The sequence below is a fragment of the Ovoidimarina sediminis genome, assembly GCF_032586175.1.
Lineage (GTDB): Bacteria > Pseudomonadota > Alphaproteobacteria > Rhodobacterales > Rhodobacteraceae > Ovoidimarina > Ovoidimarina sediminis.
The window spans coordinates 197413-209301 of sequence record NZ_JAWHTE010000005.1 but is presented as its reverse complement, the minus strand read 5'-3'; the positions used below and the strand labels follow the sequence as shown (position 1 = coordinate 209301).

Here is an 11889-nt window from a genome sequence, read left to right as displayed (position 1 = left end):
CCCTACCCCCGCACGATCCGGAAATTCGTAAGAAGGATCGCGAGCACCATGAACAGAAGCGCCGTGGCAAGCGCCATGTCCGCGATATAGGTCGGCACTTCCGCCGCGCGGCTCATGCTGTCGGTGCCCACGAAAACGCCCGCGACGAAGATCGCCGACACGACCACGCCCAGGGGGTGCAGAAGCGCCAGCATGGCCACGATGATCCCGGTGTAGCCAAAGCCCGGCGACAGATCGAGCGTGAGGTTCCCTTTCAGCCCCGCGACCTCGGAATAGCCCGCAAGCGCCGCTAGCCCGCCCGACAGAAGCGCGGTTTTCAAGAGAACGGCCCGGATCGGAATGCCCGCGAACCGCGCCGCGTTGGGATTGAGGCCCACCGCCCTGATCTCGAACCCGAGCGTCGTGCGCGATTGCAGGATCCAGACGAGCACTGCCGCGATCAGGCCCAGCGCGAAGCCCCAGTGGAGCCGCAGCCCCTCGACAATGCGCGGCAGGCGCATATCGCGGTCGAGCGCCTCGGATTTCGGCCACCCCATGCCCATCGGATCCTTCAACGGCCCCTCAAGCAGCATCGAGATGAAAAGCAGCATAATGAAGTTGAAAAGCAGCGTGGTGACAACCTCGTCCACCCCGAGCCGCACCTTCAGGATCACTGGCACGAGCAGCATGAGTGCCCCTGCGATCACCGCGCCGACGCCCATGATCGGGATCGCCACGGGCCCCGACAGCCCCAGTTTCGTTCCGATCAGCACGGTAACGAGTGCGCCTGCGTAAAGCTGCGCCTCCGCCCCGATATTCCAGAGCTTCGCGCGAAACGCCACCGCGACGGCAAGACCGGTGAAGATCAGCGGCGTCGCCCGGTTCAGCGTTTCCAACAGCGCGAATTTCGATCCCGCAGCGCCTTTCAGGATCAGCCCGAGCGTGGCGAAGGGGTTGGCGCCGGCCAGCATCGCCAGAAGCGAGGCCACCACCACCGTTCCGGCCAGCGCCAGCGCCGGAAGCCCCAGCGTGCGGGCCATGGTACGGGAGGCGACGGGTTCAAGCCGCATCGTCGAACCCCTGCCCGGCCATCAGCGCCCCAAGCTCCCCTTGAGTTTTCGTGCCGCGGGCGAAGCCCGGCGACAGACGCCCCTCCGACATCACGTGCACGACATCCGACAGCGCCAGGATCTCGTCCAGGTCTTCCGAGATCAGCAGGATCGCCGCGCCCTCGCCGCGCGCCTCGATCAGCCGCTCCTGCACATAGGTCAGCGCGCCGATATCAAGGCCGCGCACAGGCTGGTTCGCAAGGATGATCCTCGGCCCCGCCTCCATCACGCGGCCCAGGATCAGCTTTTGCATGTTCCCCCCGGACAGAAGCCTGATCCGGGTCTCCGGCCCCGGGCAGCGAACGTCGTAGCGTGCGATGATCGCTTCCGCTCGCCGCCGCGCCTCGGCCCAATCCATCAGGCCCGACCGGCTTTGCGGGGCCGTCTTGTAACTTTCGAGCACGGCGTTTTCGGTCAGCGACAGATCGGCGATCGAACCCACCGCGTGCCGGTCTTCCGGGATCCGCCCCACGCCAGCGTCAAGCGCGGCGCGCGGCGACCACGCTGTAACGGGCTTGCCGTAAAGCCTGATCTCGCCGGAGGCGGGCACAGCCAAACCGCCCACCAGATCGGCAAGCATCGCCTGCCCGTTGCCGGAAACGCCGGCAATTCCAGTGATCTGGCGGCTTCTGAGTTCGAGGGTGACGCCGCTCAACCCGACGCGCCGCCCCTCCGGCGGCAGGCTTACATCGCGCAGCTCAAGATAAGCCTCGCCCGGCGCCGCCGCGGGCGCTTTCGGCAGCGCCACCTCGGCGCCCACCATCATCTCCGCGAGTTGGCGTTCGTTGGTGTCTGTCGTCGCGACCTCGCCCACTAGCTTGCCGTGCCTAAGCACGACCACACGCTTCGAAATCGCCATCACCTCGTGCAGCTTGTGCGAAATGAAGATCACCGAAAGGCCCTTGCCCACGGCGGTCTTCAGCGTCTCGAACAGCGCCTGCGCCTCCTGCGGCGTCAGCACGGCGGTCGGTTCGTCGAGGATCAGGATCCGCGCGTCGCGATACAGCGCCTTCAGGATCTCCACCCTCTGCCGTTCGCCCACCGACAGCGCCTTGATCTTCGCATCGAGATGCACCGCCAGCCCGAATTCCCGCGAAAGCCGTTCCAGCCGCGCCCGCCCAGCCGTGCGGTCAAGCGTCGGCCGCCAGAGCGGCACGGTGCCGAGCAGCACGTTTTCCAGCACCGTCATGTTCTCGGCCAGGGTGAAGTGCTGGTGCACCATGCCGACGCCCGCCTTCAGCGCGGCCCCGGGGGCACCGGGCGGCAGGTCTTCGCCATAGACCTCTACTTTGCCCTCGTCGGCCGTATAATGGCCGAAGAGGATGTTCATCAAGGTCGTCTTACCCGCGCCGTTTTCCCCAAGTAAAGCAAGCACTTCGCCCTCGTGGAGGGCGAAGCTTATGCTGTCGTTCGCGGTCAGCCGGCCGAACCGCTTGGTGATGCCGGTCAGCTTCAGCGCAACGCCCGGGGGCGCAAGGGAAGGCATCAGGACGAGGTGGGCTCTTCGTCGTTCACCTCGACCACGAAGTCGCCGGCCTTTATCGCCGCCTCACGTTCGGCCACCAGCGCCATGGCCGCGTCGGGCACCTTGCCCTCGAATGTGCCCAGGGGCGCCAGGGAACAGCCGCCTTCCTTCATATAGCTGTAGACGCCGTAATTCGCGGCCTCGAAATCCCCCGCAATCACGCGCGCAAGCGCGGCCTGAAGCGTCGGCTCGAAATGCCAGAGCGCGGAGGCGACGACCGTTTCGGGATAATCGGCCTGGGTGTCGATCACGTTGCCGATCGCCAGAACGCCGCGTTCCTGTGCCGCGTCCGACACGCCGAAGCGTTCAGCATAAAGCATATCCGCCCCATTCTCGATCATCGCGAACGCGGTTTCCTTGGCCTTCGGCGGGTCGAACCAAGAGCCGATGAAGCTGACCTGGAAGGTCGCGTCGCTCCGCATTTCGCGCACGCCCGCCATGAAGGCATGCATCAGCCGGTTCACTTCCGGGATCGGGAAGCCGCCGACCATCCCGATATTGCCCGTTTCGGTCATCGCACCGGCGATGATCCCGGTCAGATAGGACGCATCCTGAATGTAGTTGTCGAAGACCGCGAGGTTCGGATAGGCGGGATCATCCAGGAAGGACGAGCCCAACAAAAACGCCGTCTCGGGATAGTCGAGCACAACCTCGCGCGCCTCCTGCTCCACCCCGAAGATCTCACCGATGATCAGCTTGACGCCCTGTTCGGCATATTCACGCATAACCCGCGGGTAATCGGTGTTCGCGGTATTCTCGGTGAATGTATAAGTGATCTGGCCTGCCGCCTTCGCCGCTTCGGCGGCCACGTGGATGCGGCTGACCCACTGCTGCTCCACAGGGACGGTATAGATGCCGGCCACGCTGATCGGGTCCTGCGCGAGAAGCCGGCCGGGCGCGAGCCCAAGGCCCGCCGCGGCGGCGAAACCGCCTGCGCCCTGAAGAAGGTGACGCCGGTTGAGGTCGGCAGCGTGGAGTGGTCGTTTGGTCATGGGTACCCCCTGGTTCGAGCATTCTGGTTCTCTCGTTTACCGATCTTCGCCGGCGGAAGAGAACAGGGGGACAGTGGCACGGTCCGGCGGCGTTGAGAAGCGTGCTGTTTATTTGTGCAGGGCCGGCGCAACCTCCCGATAATCGGGCGGTTTCGATCAGCGGCCCAGCCTGCCCTTTAGGCGCTGCATCAGCGCAAGCACGCCTTTGGGCCCCGGCAGCCCGCCTTCGGCAAGCCTGTCGACGATCACCTCCGGCGGGCAGGGTCGCCCCGTCACAGGGTCGAGGTAGCGCGGATATTCGATCAGCGCGGCATGGGCGAGTGCGGCCAGCGAGGGCCGCGCCGTGCGCCGCGCCGGCACCGTCCCGATATCGTCGGTCAGCCCCCAGCCGGCGTAGAAAGGTGCCCCCGTCACCGTCACCGGAAGCCCACGCAGCAAAGCCTCAAACCCCAGAAGCGAAGTCATCGTCCAGACTTCATCCACCTCTGCGAGGGCCGCCGCGGCATCCACCTCGCCCAGCACGATATCGGCGTTGGCTGCTGCCACCGCCCCCTCGCGATATCCCGCCAGAACATCCGGATGCGGCTTGTAGATCACGACGGCCCCGGGGTTCCGCTCCCGTACCAGCGCCAGAAGCACATCGTTCCGCCGCACCTCGCCGCCCGCCGTCACGAGGCTCGCGTCATCCTCCACCTGTCCGGGCACGAGGATATGGCGACCTTCCGGCAGGTCGGGCATCGCACCGCCGGTGTTGTATTTCGTGACCCCGGTTTCACGGATCCGCGCGATCAGGGCCTCGGCCCGGCCAAGCGCCCGCGGCTCAAGCGCCGCGGCTTCCGCAATCAGGCGCTCCAGCCGGCTCTCCGAGCGCGGATCATAATAGATCCCAAGATCATCAAGCACGAGGGACGCGGGCGGCGTGAGCGCAGCACCCAGCCCGCGGGAACGCAGAAAACCGTCTTCGACCCGCACCACGGTCTCGCCCGGGGTCGCGTGCCGGGCCCAAACCATCACGCGCCGCCCGATCGCGGCATCGGCTCCGTGGATCACGGGCTGTACCCGCCCGAAGAACGCATCGAGGTGCGGCCGCTTCCAGCGCGACATACCGCGCGCGACCCAGCCTTGCCGATCCTCTCGCCAGGCGCGCGCCTCGGCGTCGAGCGCGCGCAGAACATCCTCAACCTCGCACAACCGGTCTCGGAACGGATCGTACCAGGCGGGGTAAAGGATCATCGCGCCCGCAAAAAGCTGCGCCCGCGACAGGGGCCGCCCCCGGCGCGGCAGGGGCCCCCGGTCCTCCGTCAGGCCCCAACCCGCGTAGAAGGGCGTGCCGAAGACCCGCGGCCGGTGCCCATGAAAAATCGCCTCAAATCCAAGCCCCGACGACACGGTATAGACGGCCACCGCGCCCTCCATCAGCCGTGCGGGGCTGACCGGCGCGGTGATCAGGTGATCGCCCTCGTGAAGATCGCCCTCGCCCAGATGCCCGGGACGGTGGCCGCCCGTGGTTTCGGGATGCGCCTTCACCACCATGGGCAGGCCGGGATGAGACAGTCGCGCCTCGACGAGCATGTCCTGAAACGTGGCCCGCGTGGCGCCGCTCGCGCGCACCGCGGCATCGCCCTCGGTCTGGTCGATGACAAGCACGTAAGGCGCGTCGGGCACCGCCTCCGCCGGATCGGTGGCCGCGAATTTCGACAGATGCCGCGCCACCATCCATGCCGCGGCATCCCGTGCCCGGTCGAGAAGGTTCGTCTGGTCAAGAGGATGGGTGGCCAGAAGGGTTTCGAGGTCCGACGGCGCCGAGGCATCGAAATGCACACCGCTCCGGTCGATCAGAAGCCCCATCGAGGGCTCGCCCCCCCGCCCCGGGAACAACGAGCGCAGGAAGGCATCCTCGACGCGCACGACCGGCCGGCCCGCAAGATCGGCCACTGCCTCGCCCCGCCCGCTCGTCGGGCTCTGTCCCCAGACGCCCACGGTATCGCCGGCCCCCGGCACGCCCACGGAAACGCGCCAGCCGCTCAACTCCAGGATCCGCCGGATCCGCCCTTCGGTCAGAAAGCCTGCATTGTAGACGACGAGGCGCGCAGGCGCCGCCCTGCTTTCGTCGGAGGGCGCCCCGGCCGTCCCCGCCACCGGCCTAGTTGCCGCTTGCGAGCTGGTCGATTGTATTGACCGATGTCAGCGGCGCCACGATCGCCGACAGCACCTTCACGAATTGCGAATAGGGCGCCTCGGTCACATAGACCGTGTCTTCGTCGCGAATTTGAAAATCCTTCGCGATGAAGATGCCGTTCGGATCGGTCAGGTTCAGCACGTAGGCCACGCGCTGCGGGCCGACGACATCGCCACCGGTCAGCGCCTCGACGATATGCTCCTCCTCCTCGCGAAGGACGAAGACGCCAGTCGGATCGGCAAGGCCGGGGTTCAGGCCGCCCACGGTCGCAATCGCCTCCACCGCGCTGATCGTCTGTGTCGTGAATTGCACGCGGCTTTGCCCGCCCGTCGCGCCAAGCGCGGTGAAGGTGCGCCGGTCTTCCTCCACGAGGATCCGGTCGCCGCCCCTGAGCGCGATGTCGAGTTCCGGGTTTTCATACAGGTCTTCAAGCCAGATCCGTCCGCTATGGGCGCCCCGGATCACGGTGACCTGCGCGATCTCGGGCGCAATCGTCACGCCGCCCGCCTGCGCCAGCATCGCCGTCAGCGTGCGCGTCGGCCTCTCGATCGGATAGACGCCTTGCCCGCCGACGCCGCCGATCAGCGAAACCGTCGCGCCGTCGCCCGCAAGACGCCGCACCACGACCTGCGGGTCGGGTGTCTGGGCTGAAAGCTTGTCGGTGATCAGCCGCCGGATTCCCTCGGGCGTATTGCCGGCCGCCTTGATGCGACCAGCATAGGGCACGAAGATGAAGCCCGCGCCATCAACCTGGATCTCGTCAAGCGCTGTGATGCTCTGGCCCTGGTTCGACAGAAGCCCGTCATCCACGTTTTCCCAGATCTGAAGGCTGAGCGTATCGCCCGCCCGCACGGTGTCGGAACCGGTGAGCCCCGCGTTCAGGAAGCCCGTCGTGAAGCTCAGCGCCGGATCCTGCGTGGTCGCCCGCGTCACCGCGTCGTCCACCTCGATGATCAGCGCATTGCCGCTGCGATCCACGCTGCCCGAAAGGATTTCGCCCTTGTTCGGGCCGGAACGTGGCAGGCCGCAACCCGCAACCAGAGACACGGCAAGCAGCAGCCCCAAAGGCCGCCCTGCGCCCAGCATTTTCGGTATCACTGCCCGGTCTCCTCGACCTGTTATTGGAACACTGCCTCAGTATTTTAGGAAAATTGTTAACAAATTGAGGGGTTCGGAAACACTTTCGCGACGGTCTCAGCGATCGAGCATGCGCAGGTGTTGCGGGCGTGCCGCGCCTTCTAGTTGCCTCGGGCGGCGCAACCGCAAGGTATAGGGGTCGTCTGCCGCCAGCATCATGTCGGCAGCCCGGCGCAGGATCTGCCTGCGCCCCGTTGCGGCATAAAAACTGCCGGGAATCTGCGAGGTTTCGAGCAGGAACTGCCGGAAAACGTGGTAGGCGGCCGTATCGGGCGGCATCGGATCGGCGAAGAAAGCCTGCAGTGGCTGGCCCGAGACGAACTCCTGCCGGGCATAGACCGCCTGCCCGAAGGCCTTCACCGGCCGGCCGCGCAGAAGCGCCTGCTGCGCGCCAGTGGAATTTACCGTCACCGCCGTCCGGCAGGCATCGAGCAGCGCGCCAAGCCGCCCGCCCGGAACGTAATCCACACGCCCGGCAACCCCGTAAGCTGCGGCCCTCTCCGCGATCAGGGGGCGCATGGGCACACGCCCGTCCTCCAGGGGATGCGCCTTGAAAACAAGGCGATGGTGGGCCGGAGCCCCCTCTGCAAACCCCTTTAGCACGGTGTCGACGAACACCCGGCTGTCGGGAAACGGCCCGTAATGGCGAAAATTCGCATCATGGTCGAGTTGCAGGAGAACCAGGTGAAACGGCGCCGCCCGCCGCCGGATCCCGCGAAGCTTCACCCGATGCTCCAGCGCGTGCGCCGGCAGCGCCATCAACCTGAGAAGGTGAAGCCGGGCCTCGCGCCCCACAGGCACCTCGCGGTGGCTTGGAAGGCGCGGGCCTCCAGACAACATTGCACCGTGATAGAGCGCGCCATAAGCCATGTGCCGGTAAAGCGCCCCCCAACCTTCGGGCGCTTCCGCACCTTCATGGGGGGCGGCAAGCGCCTCGGCCATTTCCGCCACCGACAGGGCATTCAGCCGTGACGCGCCGTTCGACCCCTCGCGCTCATAGCTCACCCACCAGGGCCTGAGATAGCCTTCCTCGAACACATGAACCGTAACCCCGGCCTGGCGCGCGGCCTCCACCGCCGCGCGGTGTACCGGGCGCGTGTCGCCATAGATCACCAGATCGCTCACGCCATCCCGCGCGATCCTGGCATGAAGCCAGCCGGGCCAGTCCTCCGCGCCGCCGCGATACAGCGTGCCGCCCAGCCGCCCCGGCCAGAACATCCGGTCGCCCCGATTGAACAGAACGCGGCCCACTCGGGCACCCGCGCGCGCGAGCGTCCCCGCCAGTTCGGCGAAGAACGGCCCGTGCGGGCCTTGGAGGAACAGAAACCGGCGCGTCATCGCCCGCAACAGTGCCACGCCGCCCCGCCCCCGTCCACGCCGAGACGCCCGCTTGCGCCGGGGGCGCGGGCGGACTAGGTCAGATGGCAACAGGTGGGAAGGACAGTGCCATGTTCACCGGGATCATCACCGATATCGGTCGCGTCTTCGCGCTTCGCCAGGAAGGCGATCTCATCGCGAAGATCGCCACATCCTACGACATCGACACGATCGACATCGGCGCCTCGATCGCCTGCGACGGGGTCTGCCTCACCGTCACGGGGCTCGGCTCGGATCCCGAACCGTGGTTTTCCGTCGATATCTCCGCCGAAACCGTCTCGAAGACGAATATCGGACGCAACGCCTGGCACGAGGGCCGCCGCCTGAACCTCGAACGCGCCCTGCGCGTGGGCGACGAACTGGGCGGCCACATCGTTGCGGGTCATGTGGACGGTGTGGCGACGATCACGTTGCTCAGGGACGAAGGCGACAGCACCCGCATCACCTTCGAGGCACCCGCCGATCTCGCCCGCTTCATTGCGCCCAAAGGCTCGGTCGCCCTGAACGGCACCTCGCTGACCGTGAACGAGGTCGAGGGCACCCGCTTCGGCGTCAACCTCATCCCGCACACCAAGGAGGTGACGACCTGGGGCGACGCCCGCGAGGGCGATCCTGTCAACCTCGAGATCGATACGCTCGCGCGCTACGTCGCGCGGCTCGCGGAGGCGGGATGAGCGGGATCGGCCACAACCGTGGGCCATCGATGGACCGCGGCGCGGGTTGGCGCCGCTTCGCCTGGCACAAGGCGCGGGCAGAGCTTCTGCCGGTCCTCCCGGTCGAGATGGTGCGCATGCGCGTCCGCCGCGCCCGCGAACTTGGGCTCGATTACAAGACCTATGCGGGCGTCCGCGCCTCCACCGGTCGCGATCTGGTGGCCTTCCTCTTTTCCTCCAACGCCCTCTGGATCGAGCGGGATCGCATCGCCCCGGCCCGCGTAGCGAAACTCGAAGCGCTCCGGCGCACCGGCCGCATCGTTCTCGTCCACCCGCCGGGCACGCCCGAGGCGGTGCTTTCGCTGAACGCAGGCGCCCTTGACGGCGCCGGTTCGGCCCCCACGATCCTCGACACCTGGCCCGAGTTGCGAGACCGTGTCACCGCGCCGATCGGTGCCCTACCCCGCGACGGGATACTGGTGATCGGCGCGACCCATCTCGAACGCGACTGGTGCGCTGCGGGCCGACTTGCCGGTTATCTCGATGCAGAGCGCTATTTCGCGCCCTGACGTCGCGCTGGCATTCCCCCGGACGATCCGCTATCCCGCGCCCGAACCTGCACCTGGACTGCCCTGAACCGATGAGTTTCGAAACCCCCGGCCCCGTCGAAGAGAACTGGCGCGATGCGATTTCCTCGATCGAGGAAATCCTCGAGGATGCCCGCAACGGCCGGATGTTCATCCTCGTCGACCACGAAGATCGCGAGAACGAGGGCGATCTGATCATCCCCGCCCAGATGGCAACGCCCGAGGCGGTCAACTTCATGGCCACCCACGGGCGCGGCCTGATCTGCCTCTGCCTCACGGGCGAGCGGGTCGATGCGCTCGGCCTCACGCTCATGGCGAGCCACAACTCCTCGCGTCACGAAACTGCCTTCACCGTCTCGATCGAGGCGCGCGAAGGTGTGAGCACCGGCATTTCCGCCCATGACCGCGCCCGGACCGTCGCGGTCGCGATCGACGCGGGCAAGACGGCGGCCGATATTGCAAGCCCGGGCCACGTCTTCCCGCTGCGCGCCCGCGATGGCGGCGTTCTCGTCCGCGCGGGCCATACCGAGGCGGCGGTCGACATCTCCCGCATCGCCGGGCTCAACCCCTCAGCGGTGATCTGCGAGATCATGAACGAAGACGGCACCATGAGCCGCCTGCCCGATCTCGTGGCATTCGCCCAGCACCACCATCTCAAGATCGGCACGATCAGCGATCTGATCGCCTACCGCCGCCGCCATGACAACCTCGTCGCGGTAACAGAAGAACGCACCGTCACTTCCGAATTCGGCGGCGACTGGACCTTGCGGGTCTTCAGCGACACTGCCCATGGCGACGAACATATCGCGCTCATCAAGGGCGATATCCCGGGCGACGATCCCGTTCTCGTGCGCATGCACGCGCTCGATCCGATGCTTGATGTCGTCGGGCTCGGCACGCCCGGCCGCGCGCGCGAATTCGGCGATGCGATGGAAGTGATCGCCGCCGAGGGCCGCGGCGTGCTCGTCCTCCTTCGCGACACCACGATGAAACTCGTCCGCGGCGACACGGCCTCTCCGCAGACGCTGCGCCAGTACGGGCTCGGCGCCCAGATCCTGTCGTCGCTCGGGATCTCGAAGATGATTCTCCTCACCAACTCGCCCCAGCCCCGGGTCGTCGGGCTGGACGCTTACGGGCTCGAGATCACGGGCACCCGCAAGATCACGGGAGATCGCTGATGGCCGGCCATTCCGACAACGCGCTGCCGCTTCCCGAATTCGTCGATCCGGTGAAGATCCTGATCGTCATCGCGCCCTACTACACCAAGGTCGCCGAGGCACAGCTTGACGCGGCGCGCAGTGTTCTCGACGCCGCCGGGGTCGGGCACGAGACGATCGAGGTGCCGGGCTCGCTCGAAATCCCCGGCGCGATCACGCTCGCGCACCGGCTGTCTAACTACGACGGCTACGTGGCGCTCGGCTGCGTGATCCGGGGCGCGACCAGCCATTACGACATCGTCATCGGCGAAAGCGCCCGCGGGCTTACGATGCTCGGGCTCCAGGGGGTCGCGATCGGCAACGGTATCATCACAGTCGAAAACCTCGAACAGGCCGAAGAGCGTGCCGACAAATCCCGCCTCAACACGGCTGGCGGCGCGGCGGAAGCGGCGCTCCACCTCGTCGCGCTTGGCCGGAAATGGCGGCGGGCGGACAAGGGCGTGGGCTTCCAACCCGGCAGCTACCGCATCGCCGGCGAAGACGACGATCCGGAGTCCTTCCCGGTATGAGTTCGGGCCGCCAGATGAAATCTGCCGCCCGGCTCTACGCCGTGCAGGCGCTCTTCCAGATGGAACAGTCGGGCGCACCCGCCGACCGTGTGATCCGTGAATTCGAGGATCATCGCTTCGGCGCCACATACGAGGATGGCGAATTGGCCGAAGGCGATGTCGATCTGTTCCGCAAGCTCGTCGATGACGCGGTGAACTGGCAGGCGAAGATCGATCAGATGACGGACCGCGCGCTTGTCGCGAAATGGCCGATCAACCGGATCGATCCGACGCTGCGCGCGCTGTTCCGCGCCGCCGGCGCCGAACTCACCGAAGGCGAAGCCCCGCCCCGCGTCGTGATCACGGAATTCGTTGATATCGCCAAGGCCTTCTTTCCCGAGGGCCGCGAGGCGCGCTTCGTCAACGCGGTGCTCGATCACATGGCGCGCGAGGCGAACCCGGCCGCCTTCGGATAACCAGCCCGGCCCCTTCATGTGGCTGGAAATATCCCGGGGGGCCGCCCGGCACGGGCGGCGGGGCAGAGCCCCGGAATCTCTACGCCAAGCAACTGAAAAGGCCCAAGATAACACGGCCATTCACCCTTTCGCATTTTGAACCACGCGAGTCTTTCGCGCAACAAACCGGC

General features: G+C 66.7%; 11 protein-coding genes. 5 read left to right on the top strand and 6 right to left on the bottom strand.

Features of this window, described 5'->3' with window-relative positions; translation table 11 throughout:
* Positions 1-2: 2 nt before the first annotated feature.
* The 6 genes from RXV90_RS08595 to RXV90_RS08570 form a co-directional block, all read right to left on the bottom strand.
* Positions 3-1049, bottom strand: a complete 1047-nt coding sequence (locus tag RXV90_RS08595; protein WP_316648147.1) for an ABC transporter permease — start codon at positions 1047-1049, stop codon at positions 3-5.
* Positions 1039-2574: an ABC transporter ATP-binding protein gene (locus tag RXV90_RS08590; RefSeq protein WP_316648146.1), complete on the bottom strand. Its 1536-nt coding sequence runs from the start codon at positions 2572-2574 to the stop codon at positions 1039-1041. Before RXV90_RS08590 ends, RXV90_RS08595 begins: the two co-directional genes overlap by 11 nt.
* Positions 2574-3605: a BMP family protein gene (locus RXV90_RS08585; protein ID WP_316648145.1), complete on the bottom strand. Its 1032-nt coding sequence runs from the start codon at positions 3603-3605 to the stop codon at positions 2574-2576. Before RXV90_RS08585 ends, RXV90_RS08590 begins: the two co-directional genes overlap by 1 nt.
* Before the next feature lie 156 nt (positions 3606-3761).
* Positions 3762-5744: a capsular polysaccharide biosynthesis protein gene (locus tag RXV90_RS08580; RefSeq protein WP_316648144.1), complete on the bottom strand. Its 1983-nt coding sequence runs from the start codon at positions 5742-5744 to the stop codon at positions 3762-3764.
* 4 nt (positions 5745-5748) lie between these two features.
* A complete protein-coding gene (locus RXV90_RS08575; protein ID WP_316648226.1) occupies positions 5749-6870 on the bottom strand; it encodes a polysaccharide biosynthesis/export family protein in 1122 nt (373 codons plus the stop codon).
* Positions 6871-6978: 108 nt separating this feature from the next.
* Positions 6979-8259: a capsule biosynthesis protein gene (locus tag RXV90_RS08570; protein ID WP_316648225.1), complete on the bottom strand. Its 1281-nt coding sequence runs from the start codon at positions 8257-8259 to the stop codon at positions 6979-6981.
* Positions 8260-8369: 110 nt separating this feature from the next.
* Here RXV90_RS08570 and RXV90_RS08565 point away from each other — a divergent pair, with 110 nt between their 5' ends.
* The 5 genes from RXV90_RS08565 to nusB all read left to right on the top strand — a co-directional run bounded on the left by RXV90_RS08565 (position 8370) and on the right by nusB (position 11719).
* Positions 8370-8972 carry a riboflavin synthase gene (locus tag RXV90_RS08565; protein ID WP_316648224.1) on the top strand — a complete coding sequence of 201 codons (603 nt, stop codon included), beginning with the start codon at positions 8370-8372 and terminating at the stop codon, positions 8970-8972.
* Positions 8969-9520, top strand: coding sequence for a hypothetical protein (locus tag RXV90_RS08560; RefSeq protein WP_316648142.1), 552 nt, complete (start codon positions 8969-8971; stop codon positions 9518-9520). The genes RXV90_RS08565 and RXV90_RS08560 overlap by 4 nt, the downstream gene beginning before the upstream one ends.
* Positions 9521-9591: 71 nt before the next feature.
* Positions 9592-10716: a 3,4-dihydroxy-2-butanone-4-phosphate synthase gene (ribB, locus tag RXV90_RS08555; protein ID WP_316648140.1), complete on the top strand. Its 1125-nt coding sequence runs from the start codon at positions 9592-9594 to the stop codon at positions 10714-10716.
* Positions 10716-11264: a 6,7-dimethyl-8-ribityllumazine synthase gene (locus RXV90_RS08550; RefSeq protein WP_316648137.1), complete on the top strand. Its 549-nt coding sequence runs from the start codon at positions 10716-10718 to the stop codon at positions 11262-11264. The genes ribB and RXV90_RS08550 overlap by 1 nt, the downstream gene beginning before the upstream one ends.
* Before the next feature lie 14 nt (positions 11265-11278).
* Positions 11279-11719: a transcription antitermination factor NusB gene (gene nusB, locus RXV90_RS08545; RefSeq protein ID WP_316648136.1), complete on the top strand. Its 441-nt coding sequence runs from the start codon at positions 11279-11281 to the stop codon at positions 11717-11719.
* The last annotated feature ends 170 nt before the right edge of the window (positions 11720-11889 follow it).